The sequence below is a fragment of the Lysinibacillus canaveralius genome, assembly GCF_047301505.1.
GTDB lineage: Bacteria > Bacillota > Bacilli > Bacillales_A > Planococcaceae > Lysinibacillus_B.
The window spans coordinates 4,097,850-4,114,736 of the sequence record NZ_CP154840.1; the positions used below are offsets into that span (position 1 = coordinate 4,097,850).

16 protein-coding genes are annotated in these 16,887 nt (G+C 38.3%); 4 read left to right on the forward strand and 12 right to left on the reverse strand.

The features are described 5' to 3' along the window. Nucleotides 1–1,153 precede the first annotated feature (1,153 nt). Both AA0Y26_RS20690 and cls read left to right on the forward strand, forming a co-directional pair. On the forward strand, nt 1,154–1,972 hold the full coding sequence (locus AA0Y26_RS20690) for a YwqG family protein (RefSeq protein ID WP_413363890.1): 819 nt from the start codon (nt 1,154–1,156) through the stop codon (nt 1,970–1,972). Between the two features lie 132 nt (nt 1,973–2,104). Continuing rightward, nucleotides 2,105–3,562 (forward strand): cardiolipin synthase, encoded by a 1,458-nt coding sequence (gene cls, locus AA0Y26_RS20695; RefSeq protein WP_413363891.1) that lies wholly within the window; start codon nt 2,105–2,107, stop codon nt 3,560–3,562. A gap of 237 nt (nt 3,563–3,799) precedes the next feature. On the opposite strand, the gene AA0Y26_RS20700 is transcribed toward cls, so the two are convergent. The 4 genes from AA0Y26_RS20700 to AA0Y26_RS20715 all read right to left on the reverse strand — a co-directional run bounded on the left by AA0Y26_RS20700 (nt 3,800) and on the right by AA0Y26_RS20715 (nt 6,947). Continuing rightward, nucleotides 3,800–4,612: a D-alanyl-D-alanine carboxypeptidase family protein gene (locus AA0Y26_RS20700; RefSeq protein ID WP_413363892.1), complete on the reverse strand. Its 813-nt coding sequence runs from the start codon at nt 4,610–4,612 to the stop codon at nt 3,800–3,802. Between the two features lie 259 nt (nt 4,613–4,871). Next, the gene (locus AA0Y26_RS20705) at nt 4,872–5,120 is read right to left on the reverse strand and encodes a hypothetical protein (RefSeq protein ID WP_413363893.1); all 249 of its coding nucleotides are present in this window, start codon (nt 5,118–5,120) and stop codon (nt 4,872–4,874) included. Nucleotides 5,121–5,131: 11 nt separating this feature from the next. After that, entirely contained in the window at nt 5,132–5,887 is a 756-nt protein-coding gene (yidC, locus tag AA0Y26_RS20710) for a membrane protein insertase YidC (RefSeq protein ID WP_413363894.1), read from the reverse strand. A gap of 265 nt (nt 5,888–6,152) precedes the next feature. Then, nucleotides 6,153–6,947, reverse strand: a complete 795-nt coding sequence (locus tag AA0Y26_RS20715) for a helix-turn-helix transcriptional regulator (protein WP_413363895.1) — start codon at nt 6,945–6,947, stop codon at nt 6,153–6,155. A 516-nt stretch (nt 6,948–7,463) separates the two neighbouring features. On the opposite strand from AA0Y26_RS20715, the gene AA0Y26_RS20720 reads away from it, so the two are divergent. Beyond that, the gene (locus AA0Y26_RS20720) at nt 7,464–8,114 is read left to right on the forward strand and encodes a LytTR family DNA-binding domain-containing protein (protein WP_413363896.1); all 651 of its coding nucleotides are present in this window, start codon (nt 7,464–7,466) and stop codon (nt 8,112–8,114) included. Nucleotides 8,115–8,424: 310 nt separating this feature from the next. After that, on the forward strand, nt 8,425–9,945 hold the full coding sequence (locus AA0Y26_RS20725) for a succinate CoA transferase (RefSeq protein ID WP_413363897.1): 1,521 nt from the start codon (nt 8,425–8,427) through the stop codon (nt 9,943–9,945). A 128-nt stretch (nt 9,946–10,073) separates the two neighbouring features. On the opposite strand, the gene AA0Y26_RS20730 is transcribed toward AA0Y26_RS20725, so the two are convergent. The 8 genes from AA0Y26_RS20730 to AA0Y26_RS20765 form a co-directional block, all read right to left on the reverse strand. Then, complete coding sequence (locus AA0Y26_RS20730) at nt 10,074–10,538, reverse strand: 3-oxoacyl-ACP reductase (RefSeq protein ID WP_413363898.1); 465 nt, start codon at nt 10,536–10,538, stop codon at nt 10,074–10,076. Between the two features lie 413 nt (nt 10,539–10,951). Further along, complete coding sequence (locus AA0Y26_RS20735) at nt 10,952–11,230, reverse strand: GNAT family N-acetyltransferase (RefSeq protein WP_413363899.1); 279 nt, start codon at nt 11,228–11,230, stop codon at nt 10,952–10,954. A 78-nt stretch (nt 11,231–11,308) separates the two neighbouring features. Beyond that, nucleotides 11,309–12,253, reverse strand: a complete 945-nt coding sequence (locus AA0Y26_RS20740; RefSeq protein ID WP_413363900.1) for a DUF1002 domain-containing protein — start codon at nt 12,251–12,253, stop codon at nt 11,309–11,311. A 92-nt stretch (nt 12,254–12,345) separates the two neighbouring features. Next, nucleotides 12,346–13,200, reverse strand: coding sequence for a S1 RNA-binding domain-containing protein (locus tag AA0Y26_RS20745; protein ID WP_413363901.1), 855 nt, complete (start codon nt 13,198–13,200; stop codon nt 12,346–12,348). Nucleotides 13,201–13,220: 20 nt separating this feature from the next. Further along, nucleotides 13,221–13,640 carry a transcriptional regulator MntR gene (gene mntR / locus AA0Y26_RS20750; RefSeq protein ID WP_413363902.1) on the reverse strand — a complete coding sequence of 140 codons (420 nt, stop codon included), beginning with the start codon at nt 13,638–13,640 and terminating at the stop codon, nt 13,221–13,223. Between the two features lie 100 nt (nt 13,641–13,740). Continuing rightward, on the reverse strand, nt 13,741–14,025 hold the full coding sequence (locus tag AA0Y26_RS20755) for a late competence development ComFB family protein (protein WP_413363903.1): 285 nt from the start codon (nt 14,023–14,025) through the stop codon (nt 13,741–13,743). A gap of 218 nt (nt 14,026–14,243) precedes the next feature. Beyond that, nucleotides 14,244–16,367, reverse strand: a complete 2,124-nt coding sequence (locus tag AA0Y26_RS20760) for a heavy metal translocating P-type ATPase (RefSeq protein WP_413363904.1) — start codon at nt 16,365–16,367, stop codon at nt 14,244–14,246. After that, nucleotides 16,336–16,719 (reverse strand): ArsR/SmtB family transcription factor, encoded by a 384-nt coding sequence (locus AA0Y26_RS20765; protein ID WP_413363905.1) that lies wholly within the window; start codon nt 16,717–16,719, stop codon nt 16,336–16,338. Before AA0Y26_RS20765 ends, AA0Y26_RS20760 begins: the two co-directional genes overlap by 32 nt. Nucleotides 16,720–16,887: the final 168 nt, after the last annotated feature.

Here is a 16,887-nt window from a genome sequence, read left to right on the forward strand (position 1 = left end):
TATTTGTAAAAAGTTTCATTTCTTCATTAGAAGTCTGACTTTTACAGTTAACGCTATCATATCACTATTATATGCAAAAATGTTTTTCAATTATGTTACAACTTCTAAAAGTCAAGTAAATTCTCCATGTGTGCTATTTCTTTCCTTATGTAATAATTTCCAAACATATTTTTATTTACTTTTTAAAATATTATATGCTAACTTTATTTTGATAAAGCCCTAAAGTAAAGCCTTTCGCTAAAAGAAGCTATATATAGCTATATGTCTTACCAAATTTTTGTCTAAACAACATCTAGAGAAATGGATAGGAATCAAATTTATATCCGCCATTCTTAAGAAAACAAACTCTATTTTCCTTTTTTATAAGGAATTGTTCATTGCTATTATAACGGGAAACAAGTTCTGTAAAATACTTGCTTATTTCTGTTTACTTTTCATGATTGCATGCCTTTTTCTACTATTTCATTTTTTAAAGCAAGACACATAGAGATTGGAGATTAACTAGCATGATGATTCTTCTGCCATCATAAAAACCCAAAAAGATACATAACGATTTATCATTTCAGCTCTCTCCTTTAAAACAAAAGCTATATATTTTGAGTCACTCACACTCTCTTAATCTCTATTTATTCGGGCTTACTAAACATCAGGATTTCCCTGGAAATTAAAGAATCGATACGTCTTACTAGAGATGAGACCTGACGTGATTATATTCACATAACACCATTATTATCAGTACACATTGTGCGGCAAAACCTACTACTGATCGAAGGTTTGCCACAGTTCATGGGGCTGAGCAGCTACCTTACTAAATACTCTCTTCTATCATTAGATAAATGTATAAAATAGTGCAAAACAGTGTATAGTAAGGGTTAAAAGCATTGCGGTTTATGATGCATGCCTTTTTAATTTATATCTTTTTAGAAATGCCTATTTTACTAACATAAATATTATTTTAAAAGCTTTCATGATAAGACCTTTACCTCCTAAGTTACTTTCACTTTTAGGTCTCCTCGCTGATTGCCAAGGCGTTTTGTACCTAACTTAAGGATGTTTACTTACAATAAATGGTGGAATGTATAGGAGCATACACCTCTTTACCTTCCCTGCTAAAGTCTTTTCAAATGAATAACCATCAGTTGGAGGAATTTTTATGATACAAAAAACACTTTCGCTACCCACGCAGTTTGAAGGCTTTCGGCATATTTTAGAACAATCTGCTGTGGAATACATGAAAGTTCATGCCCAGAGGGAAGCTCCTTATATTACAAACAGTAAACTCGGCGGCTATCCTTATTTGCCAAGGGGAGCCAGTCACCCTAGAGACGATACAGGCAAATATATGATACTACTTGCTCAAATCAATTTTTCAGAAGCGGCCTTTCCTGCTCCTTTTCCTAAAGACGGGCTACTGCAAATTTTCATATCGCCCTTCATTTATCAACAAGCCTTGGGAGCGAATGGTTGTGTACCTCCAAGCTTTTTTAAAGTCCGATACTTCCCTGTCATCACCACAGATGATTTAATAACGGACTTTTCCTATTTACAAAACTCTTCTTTTCAAAATTATTCGATTGTACCTCAATGTCCGATTGATCATGAATTATCCCTGGAATTTTCTAAGGAAGTAGAGCCCATTTCTGCAACAGATTATAGGCTGCATCATTTTATTTCTATAGAGCTTGCAGAACAGTTTACCGATATTGAACAGCAACCTTTTAATGAGGTTTATTTACAGCACTTTTCAAGCGCCGAACATAAAATTGGCGGCTACCCCTATTTTATAGCAGAAGACCCTAGAGCCGAAAGACCCTCCATGCAAAAGTATGATACCCTCCTTCTGCAAATCGTGTCTGATGATGCAAAGGGAATCATGTGGGGAGATTCCGGTGTAGTCAAATTTTTCATCAGCCATAAGCATCTTGAAACCTGTAATTTTACGGATATTTTATTTTACTTAGAAGACTACTAACCCTCTAACCTTTTTGCGTAGGACATGAGCAGCGCCAAAAGGTTTTATTTATTGACTCTATTAGAAATCCATGTATTTACCCAAGAAATAAGATAAGATAAGGATTGAGGATAGAAGAAAGAAGGTGATCAAATGACATTTTCATTTGATAATAGTGCACTTACCTTATTAATTATTACACTAAATATCTTATTTGCCATGACAATTATTTTTTTAGAACGAAAAGACGCCTCATCTACCTGGGCGTGGATTCTCGTCCTGTTTTTCCTTCCTGTGGCCGGATTCGTTTTATACTTACTTCTTGGGCGTAAACTTAGGAAAAAGCATTTGTTCCGGTGGGAAGGCAGAAAAGATATCGGTATCGAGAAGCTAATTAGTTATCAGATTGATGCACTTAAAGAGGGTAAACTTGAGTTTCGTGACCATCATGTTGAAAATTTCCAGGATCTTATCTATATGAATTTAACGACTAACTATGCAGTACTTACACAGGATAATGCTATTGCTATATACGATGATGGTAATGAGAAATTTGAAGCATTGATCGAGGATATTCTAACTGCAAAGGACCACATTCACATTCAGTATTATATTTTCAAGCTCGACAATTTAGGACAGCGCATTTTACATGCACTAATAAAAAAGGCAAAACAGGGTGTGAAGGTAAGGATTTTATATGATGAAATGGGCTCCAGGGGTGTGAAAAAGCGGCACTTTAAAGAGCTGCTAGAAGTCGGTGGCGAAGTGGAAATTTTCTTTCCCTCTATCCTTCCTCTAATCAACCCTCGTTTAAATTTCCGCAACCATCGGAAAATCGCCGTTATTGATGGGCGTATCGGTTATACGGGAGGCTTTAATGTAGGTGATGAATATTTAGGGTTAAAGAAAAAGTTCGGTTACTGGAGAGATACACATTTACGGATTGAGGGCAGTGCTGTTCATCCGTTACAAACCCGTTTCCTATTAGATTGGAATCAGGCCAGCCTGCGTCATCGAATTAGCTATTCAGAACGCTATTTCCCTGCCATACCGCAAAAAGGGGATGTGGCTCTACAGATTGTATCAAGTGGACCGGATACTGCGTATGCAGGCATTAAAAATGCTTACGTAAAAATGATCATGAATGCTAAAAAGTACATTTACATTCAATCTCCATACTTCATCCCAGATTATACGTTTTTAGATGCCCTTCAAATTGCAGCTTTATCGGGTATTGATGTACGAATTATGATTCCTAACAAGCCGGACCATCCTTTCGTCTACTGGGCGACATACTCTTATGTAGGACAGTTACTGGAAGCAGGGGCTAAAATTTATCATTATGATAAAGGCTTTATACATGCCAAAATGATTGTAGTAGATGATGAGGTTTCCACAGTTGGTACGGCCAATATCGATGTAAGAAGCTTTAGTTTAAATTTTGAAGTGAACGCATTTATTTATGACCTTGATATTTCTCATAACTTAGCGGAAGTTTTTGAGAAAGATATTTTGGACTGTAAGGAGCTAACAATGGAAACCTACCAAAATCGCTCACCTCTCGTAAAATTTAAAGAATCAATTTCTCGCCTTTTATCTCCTATTTTATAAAAGTGCAGAGCTAGATAAACATTAAAAGCAGGTCCACACACAGCTTTATATAAAATCTTATACGCTGCTGAGCACAAAAAAATTACTCTCTATCGGAGAGGATTTCAGCACACAATGAACTTTGATGTTATCTGAATGTCAAAGCTCTTATTTTTATAATTTACAGGGTACTATTTTAGTAATGATCATTAAAAAGGCCGCTTTGATAAGCAGTTCAGCTTATAAAGCGGCCTTTCATTATTCTATTCCTAGATATTCTTCTAACGTCAAACCTGTCTGATGTACTTTCTCAGCCACATCTTCCCCTAAATAACGGAAATGCCAAGATTCATACATGAAACCCGTCACGTCTTCCTTCCCTTCAGGAAAACGTAAAATGAAGCCATAATTATGTGCATTCTCTACTAGCCATTTGCCAGCAGGTGTCTCGCCGAACTCTTCTGTCAGCCATAAATCTTCCTGTCCTTTTTCTCCAATATCAAAAGCCAGTCCCGTTTGGTGTTCAGAATGACCTGGGCGCGCACTGTAGCGGTCTGCCGCTTCCTTACCGTCCCGATTCGCATAGTTTGTATAGAGCTGCGTTTGATATTCATAGGATCGATAACCACTAAAGGCAACAAGCTCAAAACCAGCCTTTTTAGCATCAGCCGCCATTTGATCTAGCGCTGCTCTAGCTTCCGGGTTTTCTCCTGGATCAAAATCCTTCGGAAGCGGATATTTTTTATTTGCAATTAATACGCCATCAATATAAGTAGGTTCCTCAGCTTCCTTTACATCTACGGGATAACCTCCCTCTCCAATTTCAAAGGTCGGTTTTTCCTCTTTCTTTTCATCAGGTGTTTGGACAGCGGAAGACTCATTATTACTTTTAGGTTTATCTGATTGCTCCACTCCCGCAGATGTCTCCGTCTCTTTCTTATCTTCCCCTGTAAAAAGTGTATCTCTATATATATAAACGCCTACTGAAATTAGTATCAAAATCGCTACTATTATGCTGCCTATTACAATCGGCTTATTACTCTTTTGTCGATTCGTTCTTGATTTTCTCATATTGCGCCTACTTTCTTAAACAATACTCTTATTCTAACACCTTTACGTTCCATTTACCTTTAGAAAAATTAAATCCCTACACAAAAAATTCAGGATCATGTCTATTTTCATACACTTATCCGTTAAAAAAGGAACCTCTTAAAGACCATAAGAGATTCCTTTATAAATAAAGATAAGCGGAGATAAACTCTTTCCCCTTCTCCGGCAGAGAAAGCGGGTTGCTACTCTTGTCTTTAGTGTATTACAACGTTCCTTCTAATTAACCTGCTACAACAGTATAAAGCACTATCAAAGCTAACAACGCAAAAAAGAATGAGGTGTTCCGCATCCATTTTGCTTCTCTTTCCATTCCCTTTTGCTTGAAGCTCCGATAACGAAAAAAGTTTGTGAAGATGAACATAATCGTTAAAAATAGAACAGCCAGCTCAAAGTTTCCCACAATGACAAAATATAAGGCAAGCAAGCTTGAGATGGTTACTAGTACTACGGAAATTATTTTTTCATTCATTTTAAAACTCCTTACTTCGCTTCAGGTGCATCTGAGAAGAATTTGCGGCCAATATATGTCTGAACGATTAGAATAAATCCACCGACTGACCAGTAAAGCGGCAATGCCGCCATCGAAGTAAATGAAATGATGACAATCATAATCGGTGAAATGTAGATCATCCACTTCATCTGCTGCTTTTGAGTTTCCGGCACTGTCCATAGCGAAACTTGTGCCTGTACCATATAAATAATACCTGCCACAATCGTCATGATAATATCAGGAGAACCTAAATTAAACCATAAAAATTCATGTGTTTTTACATCTGCTGAGTAAAGAATCGCAAAATATAATCCCATAATAATCGGCATCTGAATTAAAATCGGCAAACATCCCATATTTAATGGATTAATGCCGTGGTCACGATACAAGTTAAGCATCTCTTGCTGAAGAGCCATTTGGTCTTCTTTCTTTTCCGCAGCCTTCATCTTAGCCTGAATCTCTTCCATCTTTGGCTTCACAAGATCCATTTTGGATTTCATAATTGCCTGATTACGATAATTCTTCAGCATAAACGGCATTAGAATCAGGCGTATCACTACTGTAATGGCGATGATTGCTAGTCCATAGCTTCCGTTAAATACCGTATTCCCTAGGAAATCTAGCAGGAAGTCCATTGGCCTTACAAATAGGCTATAGAAGAAACCTTCCTCATTCTCAACAGATTGGCAGCCCGTTAATACTAAAAGAACACCAATTAACATTCCACCTAATTTAAGATGTTTCATTTTGTCACCTTCTCATTGTTTTTACAGTTGAAGTATACAGGAATGGAGCCCTCTACGCCAACTTGAAAAGAACAAAAACGCCAAAGCCCTTGCTTAGCATAAACAATCAATAGAGATTTCTGGCAAGCATGTTGTTACGAAGCGGTACGGAGCAGGCTGGATCTTCCAGAACAGACGCTGTAACCTGGAAATGATTTAAAACCAGAAATACCGGGTTTCCGTAACAATTAAAAAGCCCTACCGGTTAAAGCAGGACCTTTGTAATTTATACTTTTTGGTACTCTGGTTCACCAATTTCAAAACGATAAAACTCATGATGTAATTCGTCACGGAAATGTTTAGGTGTCACGCCTGTATATTTTTTAAAAATACGTGTAAAATAGCTTTGGTTACAAAAATGGAACTGATCAGAAATGGAAGTGATGCTCTTATTAGTATGACGTAAGTAATACTGAGATTCTTCTACCCGGCGAACATTCAAATATTCTACTAGCGTAATCCCTACATGTTCACGAAAAATCCTTGATAAATGGCTTGTACTGATATGGAAGTTTGCAGCAATGCTCTCAACTGTCAGATCGTTTTCCAGTTCATCATTTATATACATAATCACTTTGTTTACTGTTTGATGACGGAATGTAGGTTGCTTCCTGTCCGCAATGAAGTATACGTAGAAATCAATTAGATCATCTGCAAATTGTAAAAACTCTGCATCCTTCATTCTATTCTCAATCATATCTGCACAGGCTAGATTGAAGGCAAATGCTTTTTTGGAGGGAACTTGGTTATCCAAAAGCTTTCGCGCTACAATAGAAGATAAAATAATAAAATAATGCCGTACGACTTTAATTACCTGTTTTCCAAAACGGATGGATAAAATATCGATGATTTCATGTAGAGATTTTTTTGCTTTTGCCGCTTCTAAATGATAAATCTCGAACAACAGCTTCGATTCAATATTAAAAAAATCTTCAATCCCTTGATATTGGTTAATGTTATCGATTTCCTGGAAGTATCTTTTTGAAATCGTTTCAGATATTGAATGTTGATGTAGTTGCATAGATTACCCCATCTTTCTTATAAATGCTCGCCGCATATTTTTTTACAAAATATAACATTCTCATGTTAATAATATATACCGAAAAATAAGATACGAAAATACTTAATTACTATTATTTCGATATTTTTGGCTTATAAGATGTTAAATACTTTGTATAACTAAAATTTCCCATTTAGGATGTCTCTTACTAACTACAGTGAATATTACCATATTTTGCGATTTTTTTTCAACTTTATTTTACCAGCTATATAGTACAAAAATCTCACAACTAGGTAGTAAGACTGCTGGAATACTGTTTATACCTAAAAAGTATGTTACAGATATTGAATAACTAATGAATAAAAAGGAAATAAATAAGTAAATTCCTTTTCACCGAAATTTTCATACATTTTTATTTGAAATGAATTAACAATAAATTTGTGTCCATTAATCCTAAATCTTATCTATTTAATTTCTATGAATATGTAGTAAAATAAAAGATAAATGATTTAAAATCCTTAAAAGAGGTGTTATAAATTGGATCCGAAACAAATTGAAGAAATTATGGAAGTCATTAAAGAATTCTTCCCTGAGAACACGTCTATTGCCATCTCAGATACAAATGAATATTTATACTATCAGCCAAGCAAAAAAGTAGACTTAAAAATCAAACCGGGTGACCCTGTAAAGGAAGGCTCAGCTGCCCATAAAGCCTTAACATATGGTCAAAAGATCAGCACATATATCGAGCCTGATGTATTTGGCGTACCATATTTCGGCATGAGTATCCCTTTAATTGATGAAGGCGAAGCAAAAGGTGCTATTACAGCCATTTTCCCTCAAAAGCCATCACCATTCTTAACAAACTACATTACTGTGAAAATTGATGATTGCTGGTATCCAATCAAACATAATCAAGTAATTTATCTAGAAACGCAGCTTCGTAAAACATTCGTCAAGACAATGAGCCGTGAAGGTTATCACCGCCTAAACTTAAGTGACCTCGAATTATTCTTGGCTCCTGATTCATTTATTCGTTGCCACCGATCTTACATTGTGAATATTGATTACATTGATGAAATTCAGCCGGATTCACACTCCACTTTCTTATTAATTATGAAAGATGGGACACGAATCCCAGTTTCACAGCGTTATGCTAGTTATTTCCGCCGTTCACTTGGTTTCTAATTAATAATATTTTACTTTTCTCACAAAAAGTCTTTTGTACTGTGTACAAAAGGCTTTTTGTATATTTCTGTCATACCTCTATCTTCTTTTTTCTGCTTCAAATTCCTTCAGAAATCGAAAATTCATTTTTTTTCTCTTTAAAACGCTTTTTAAGCACTTTCATGCACAACATAAAGAAAATGTGACAATTTAGTGATATTATCATGCTGAACGGTTGAACAATCAATCTATCAAATAAACAGAAAATTCTTACACAATTTTCCGAAAATAATTTAACTTTATTAAACTTAATTTAGGGGAGGATTTCAGTATGGATCCAAGAGTTGAGAAACGCTTAGGTTTAAAACAATTAGCAGATAAAATCGTTTCTGCAGAAGAGGCTGCTGCATTAATCCAAGATGGCACAGTTGTAGGGATGTCTGGATTTACTCGTGCTGGAGATGCAAAAGTAGTTCCAATGGCATTGGCAGAACGTGCAAAAAACGAGCAAGTTAAAATCGATGTTTACACAGGCGCTTCTTTAGGACCAGAAGTAGATAACTACCTAGCTGCTGCTGGTGCAATTAATAAGCGTGGGCCTTTCCAAGGCGATGCTGTAATCCGTGGTTTAATCAACAAAGGTGATGTAACTTATGTAGACGCTCACCTTTCACATAACGCTGAACTAGTTCGTCAAGGTATTATCGGACCGATCAAACATTTAATTCTTGAAGCAGTAGCAATTACTGAAGATGGCTTAATCATTCCAACAAACTCTGTTGGTAACTCGCCAATTTTCGCTGAATATGCTGAGAATATCATTATTGAATTGAACATCTCACATCCAGAATCATTAGTTGGTATCCATGATATCTATATTCCTGGTGAACAAGGTTCACGTGAGCCTATTCCAATGACGAATGCAATCGACCGTATTGGTGAAATCGGTATTCGCGTAGATCCAGCTAAAATCCAAGCAATCGTTATTTCTGAAGAGCCAGATGCGCCTTCATTAATTGTTCCTCCAGATGAGGAAACACAGGACATGGCAAACATCCTTCTTGATTTCTTCCGTGATGAAATCAAAGCTGGTCGCCTAACAAATGAATTAATGCCATTGCAATCTGGTGTAGGTTCTGTAGCCAATGCTGTACTTGATGGCTTTGCTGATTCAGAATTCGAGAACCTGGTTGTCGCTTCTGAAGTACTTCAGGATGCTGTATTCAACCTGATCGATGCTGGTAAAGTTAAATTTGCTGCTGCTACTTCTATTACACTTACTGAAGAGTTACAGAAAAAAGTATATGGCAACCTTGAAAAGTATGCTGATAAAATTTGCCTACGTCCACAAGAGATTTCTAACCACCCAGAGGTAATCCGTCGTTTAGGCTTAATTTCTATCAATACTGCACTTGAGTTGGACATCTATGGCAACGTAAACTCTACACACGTTTCAGGTACAAAAATGATGAACGGTATCGGTGGTTCTGGTGACTTCGCTCGTAACGCTCGTCTTGGTATCTTTGTAACGAAATCATACGCTAAAGGCGGCGCGATTTCTTCAATCGTACCAATGGTTTCTCACGTAGACCACACTGAGCATGATGTAGATGTAATCGTAACTGAACAAGGAATCGCTGACTTACGTGGTCTTGCTCCAAAAGAGCGTGTACCTCTAATCATCGAAAACTGTGCTCACCCAGACTTTAAAGAACAATTATGGGATTACTATAACCGTGCTGTTGAAGCAACTGGTAATGCACAAACTCCTCACCTCCTAGAGGAAGCTCTTTCTTGGCATGTAAATCTTGCTAACAACAAAACAATGAAAAAAGAATCTACAAAAGCGTAATTCTTTTTAAAGCCCAACAAACTAAAGTTTGTTGGGCTTTCCTTTTGTTTAACTATACTTTTATCACCTATTCTGCTAAAGACACAAAAAAGGCATTCCTCATCGGAATACCCATTTCTTTTTTGTTGTTAATGATGCTTCTTATTTTTAGAGTCTTTAGGATCCTGTTCTTCATTAAAATGATGAACAGTTGTTTGCGCTCCTTCATCGACCATATGGTTACCCTCAAGTACAAGGTCTACTGGTTCGGCTGCTGTTGTCGCAATGTCTGTTAATGACTCATCCACATGCCCGTCATTACCTGTCGCAGCCATTTCCGACGGTGAAACCTTTTTATTCGTATGGTCTGTCGCCATTGTTTCTTCTACAGATTTATTTGGCACGTTTTGTGTATGTGTTGCATCTGCTGGATTTGTCATTTTACTTACCAACCCTTGGATGCCTCCGTTATCCTGTTGGAATTGGTTTGCCTTTCCTTTTAGCTGATTAAAATAATCCATCGCCTTGTCACGATTCTCTTTTTTGCTTAAATATGAAGCAGCACCCGCTACTAATCCTGCAATTACGACGCCTTTACCTTTTAACTTTGCCATGCCAATCCCTCCACATCTTTATTATGTGGAATATTTACCCTCACTCCCTTTTTTTAAACATTATTTCGTGACCCTAAGTAATAATGAAATACTCTGGAACGCATTTATTTAGGTCCAAAACTTGTATATACCGCTGCCTTTTATTCATTGTTTATCAAGTTTTTGCGGTGTAATTGCCTATAGACTGTTTAAAGGAATAATCGAAAGGGCATATATTAATATCTTGATACGAAACGAAAAGGAGAGATGAACATGTTTAAAAGTAAAGATATCACATATGATTGGAAGGAAGTTACTAGCTTCGTCGGTGCTGCAGGTATTTTAACGATGTTCATCTATACAGTAATATTCTAGATCAGCAAATAAAGGGCAAAGCGTTAAAACGCTTTGCCCTTTATTTATGTCTATCGTACTTATGCTTTTATATCATTGTATTCATCACTATTTTCTAACGCTACTACAACATATGAACAAGTTGCATTCATTTTAAGATTGTTTTCCCGCGCATAACTAGCGGCTTGGTCCAACAGTTTTTTGGCTACCCCTTGGCCGCGCAAATCAGGAGACACATACGTGTGATCCATCGTCATGATGCCGCCAGTTTCCACCCATGTGATTTCTGCCAACCGTTGTCCATCCTTCACATGCTCGAAGGCGTTATGAGTACCCGACTTATTTAAAGTGAATTCCATTACCTATCCCTCCTTTTTTTAAATATATCATAATGAAAAAATGCCCACTACTAATAAATACTAGTGAGCATTACTCTATTATTCTGTTTGTGTATCATTCTCTGAACTAAACCAAGAGGAAACTGTATCAATCAAATTTGTAAAGAAGTTCTTTACATTTTGCCAGAAACCTTCGTCCTGTACTAAATCACTAATACTTCCGAACTTCTCCTCGATTGTTTGACTTAAATCAGATAATTGATCAGACCACTTTGAAAAATCGATATCCAAATTACGAATTTGATCCATTAAGTCTACTAATAGTTGTCGATCCTGCTCGCTTAAATTGATTTCAAATCTAGAAAGCTGATCATCTACGATTTGCTGAACCTCTTCTTTTGTTGCCGGAGCTTTTTCGGCAATTTCCTTCTTGATTTCAGTCAATAGCTCGGCCACTCTCTCTTCTGAAACATTACCGCTGTCTGCAATAGTTGTCGCTACAGAAAGCTCCTCGTTAGCTACATCCGTACGTTCAATATCTAATGTTTCACCTGTTTTAGCTTCATATGCCTTATAAATTCCTACGAGTGCTGAATGACCTGTTACTGGCTTTGGCGCAGCTACCTCGACAATCGCATCCTCAATACCGGCTGTCAACATAGCACTTGCATACATTTCAGCCGTAACCTGCGTAATATTCTCTGGTGTCACAATGCTGATAACAAGCCCTTTTCCCTCATCCTGGCGTGTTATTTTTGCAGAAGAATACATACGAGAGCTTGCATTACTATCTTTAATATATTTTATGAGGTCTTCCCCTGAGACCGTAATTTCATCAAATTCTGGTTCCTCATTTATACGAAGGGCTGTTTTTACCATTTCCCTCTCTGTTTCTGAAAGATTTGCTCCATATACGACAATCGGTACACCAAGTTTTTCATTAACAGCCTTTGTTTCACTGACTGACGCCAATGCCTGCATCGGTATGACAGCGAATACCGCCAGTACGAATGCCAGCATAAGCGATACATATTTTTGTTTCATAATAAGAAACCTCCCCTTTCAGATAATACATACGTAAAAAAAAGCAAAAGGTTGCGATTCATTTTATCCTATCTGCCTTTTGCTTTTCTTGCTTATAAAATTTCAGTCCATCCGTCCTGCTGTTTGACTTTCTTGGCTTTCATCAATGTACCAAGCGCCCGCTTGAATGCCCCTTTGCTCATCTCGAACATTTCCTGGATTTCTTCTGGTGAAGATTTATCACCAAATGGCATTTTTCCGCCTACACTTTCGAGGTAAGCAAAAATTTTCTCTGCATCTTCTCCAAGACGCTCATGCTTACGCGGTAAAAGAGAGCCATTTAATGAACCATCCTCTTTAACATCGATGATTCGTACTGTCACGTCCTGTCCCAGCCTTGGCTCACCCTTCATTTCTGATTCGTGAACGAAAATGCGGTAAGGGTTGTCTACACCAAGTAAGAATGATCCTACAGGCAGCAGACGGTATGGACGTGCAGTAATGTTTTTATTGTGCAGATCCTCAAGAGCCCCTTCATATAGCTCATTCACTTTTTCTTCCGTCGCTAGGCGCCCGAACAAGTCCCCGTTTCTATCTACACGCAATGTCATGTATAAATGGTCCCCTGGCTGCGGCCAAAGCTCCTGAAGAACAGGAAGATCCTCAGCTTTTACTAACACTTCACGCGATGTACCGATATCTGTATATGCACCTTCACGTGTCACTTTCAGAACACGAGCCCAACCATACTCTCCTTGCCGGACAGCAGGTAATACCGTTGTTGCCTGCAGCTCGCCCCGGCGGTCTGCAAATAAGAAAACCTCTACACGATCACCAATAGACAAGGGCTCTGTAACATCAGAGCTGTTTAAAGGTATCTCAACATCACCGTTTGTTAATATATAGCGTGATCCCTGCTCTTCTAATACAGTTAACGATACAGTTTGTCCTGATTTTAATTCATTCATTCATTTGTTCGTTCCCTTCATTACACATTTTGCTGTGTTTTCATCTTTTCAAGTTTTTGCATAAAATCCGGTTGTTCCTCCATCAATTGAACTAAATCCGCAATCCGGTCGATCGAATTCCAGCTTAAGTGATGTTCAATTCCCTCGACATCCTGATAAATCCGGTCTTCATCAACACCGATGAGGCGTAAAAACTGCTCTAGCAGCTCATGACGCTGAACAAGCCGCTTGCCTAATTTTACCCCTTTAGGTGTTAGTGTTAAGCCTCTATACTTTTCGTATACCAAATATCCGTCTTTATCTAATTTTTGGACCATTTTTGTAACTGAGGAAGGTAGAACAGATAATGCTTCTGCAATGTCGGACACACGCGCATACCCTTTATTCTCAATTAATAAGTAAATTTGTTCGATGTGGTCCTCCATACTAGGTGTCGGCATACCCTGTCTCCTCACTTTCCTAATGCTAGTATAAGTTTACTACAATCTCCCGCAAAAAGTTAACTGAAAACAAAAACGAGCCGAATGCACTTAATTCGGCTCATTTAGAATGTTTAGGTTTGCGCCCTACTATATGAATCGCATGGATTATTTGTTTATTAATTTCCTCTAGATGCTCCGGTGTGTTCATCTCATTAAATACAACATCCCGCCACTGAGGAGATGTCACATATCTAGGAGGGAGCGCGTTCAACGCAATTGCTGTCACATCCAGCATACATTGTTCACAATGACAAAACGTCTGATAGTCATTACCATATAGCAAAAAATTTACCAATCCCCGAACGATTTCCTCGGTAACATTGACTAGTAACGGTTGCTCCATATATTTCCTTCGCCTCATTTTTCTTTATGTTAAAGTGTGTTCACTTCATCATATAACTATCAAAACAAGAACTCAACCACACAATGCCTTTTTTTAAAAATTTCAAGGGAACAATTTAAACTCTGTACGTTTTTCACACCATTCTCTGACTGTACGGCGTGACATGAGCAGATTCAAAAGACCTTTGCTTTAATAAATAATAAATTTACTTATACAGACTATTTTCCACTCTCCTTTTTCATAAGACGCAATGAATTTAATACAACAAGCAATGTTGCTCCCATATCGGCAAAGATAGCAATCCACAGCGTTAGCCAACCAGGTATGACAAGAAGAAGAGCAATTGCCTTTAAGCCTAGTGCAAATGCGATATTTTGTTTGATAATAGATAATGTTTTTTTGCTCAAACGGATAATGGCCGGTATTTTTTCCAGATTATCTCCCATTAATACAATATCCGCCGTTTCAAGGGCTGCATCTGTTCCGGCTCCTCCCATAGCAATACCGATAGAAGCTGCTGCCAATGCTGGTGCATCATTTACTCCGTCTCCTACCATGGCAACGGAGCCGTACCCTTGCTGAAATTCCTTCACTGCTCCAAGTTTATCAGCCGGCAGTAATGCAGCCCTTACCTCCGTCAAGTCTAATTGTCTGGCAATAGCTGCTGCTGTCAGCTCTGCATCACCTGTCAGCATTATTGTTTTCACATCACTCTGCGTTAATTCATTGATTACCTTTTTGCTATCAGCACGCAGTTGGTCAGCAATTGCTATGATGCCAAGAAACTCATGTTCTGTCGCTGCTGCAATAACCGATTTCCCTTCTCTTGCAAGCTGTTCGGCATATCGCTGAACGTCTGCTTCTAGGATAACTTGTGATTGGATCCACTCAATACTTCCTACTTTCACTTTTACTCCATCGACTGTAGCGTAGGCGCCTTTCCCGGTTACAGATTGGAAATCAGCGGGTACTGCCAATGAAATCTGTAATTCTTGTACCTTTTCTAAAATCGCGCCAGCCAAGGGATGCTGTGAGTTTTTTTCCACTGTACCAACCATCCGCAAGAACTGATCTGTAGTCCTATTTTTTACTCCCTTAATATCTGTTACCTCGGGCTTTCCTTTAGTGAGAGTACCTGTCTTATCAAAGGCAATAGCCTGTGTACGTGCAAGCTCCTCTAGATAAACTCCGCCTTTAATCAATACACCTTGTTTTGCCGCATTTCCTATCGCCGTTACAATCGCTACTGGTGTGGAAATAACAAGGGCACATGGGCACCCTACTACCAGAACAGCCAGCCCCTGATAGATCCAATGCTGCCATTCGCCAGTGAAAAACGGCGGAAGAACAGCAACAAGCAGCGCCACTAGCATAATAAGAGGTGTATAATATTTTGCAAATTGATCAACAAACTTTTGGGACGGCGCCTTTTCCGCCTGCGCTTCCTCTACAAGGTGAATAATTTTTGCAATCGTCGTATCTGCCGCAAGCTTTGTCACTTCTACTTCTAAAGCGCCTTCCTCATTAAGGGTACCTGCAAAAACCTCATTTCCAATCTCTTTTTTTACCGGAATAGATTCTCCTGTAATCGCTGCTTGATTGACTGTTGAAGATCCACCAATAACTACTCCATCCATGGCAATCTTCTGCCCTGGTTTCACAATTAAAAGATCTCCGATTACAATTTCCTCCGTCGGTACTTCTACTTCATGATAATGGCTGCCGTGGCCCCTTTTAATCATTGCTACCGGGGGAGCAATTTCCATCAGCCGCTCAATAGACTGCCTCGCCTTGTTCATGGAGTATGCTTCAAGCGCCTCACTTACTGCAAATAAAAATACGACAATAGCGGCCTCCTGCCACTCGCCAATGATCGCAGCCCCTATAATGGCAATAGTCATCAGTGTCTTCATATCAAATTCAAATCGTATAAGGTTACGCAGGCCTGTTTTAAAAATACTTACTCCACCTGCCATGATGGCAATAAAGTAAAGAATATTCGATACGAGATTCCCTTCTCCCCGGCTAATACTGAAGGAAAATGCAATAAAAATGAATAAGAGCGAGACTCCTGCTAATATATTTTCTTTCCGTTTATAAAACGGCATGGCTTTTTTCGCTCGTTCTTGTGCCTTTGTTACTCTGATTCCATCAAAAGCACCTGCTGCTTCAAGCTGTTCAATCGTCACTTCACCCACAACCGTTAGCTTTGCAGCTCCAAAATTCAATTGACAATCCTCTACTGTCGGAATTCCCTTTACATTTTTCTCAAATTTTGCCGCACAATTGGCACATGATAAATTTTGCAGTCTATATTGTTGTTTCGCCTTTATTACAGCCATCTTCATCCACTTCCTTTGAATGTTCATAAGCTATTGTAACGATTTGAAATACATGCTCATCTGCAAGCGAATAATAAATCATCTTACCTTCGCGATGAGACTTTGCTAGCCCATGTTCTTTTAAATAACGCAAATGATGGGAAGCAGTCGCTACCGAAGATCCGATAATTTCTGCTACATCACATACACATAGCGCAGGCTCAAGCGTTAATGCATAGGTAATTTTCAGCCTTGTCTCATCTGCGAGCGCTTTTAGAAAGCCTGCTACTTTCGACAAATCAGGCAACTGCCGTTGTACGCGTCCTACTACTTCCGCATGAATTTCTGTTACTGCACACACTTCTTTAGTCAAGTTCATCCCCTCATTCAAATGCAGATTTGATTGTTATTAGTATATGCGATACTTTCTAAACATTCAAACATTTATTTGAACATAAAAAAGAAGGTTTCAAAGGCATTAGCCAATGAAACCTTCCCGTTCTTATTACATATACTCTAGTGATTGACCAGCTTCCCATTA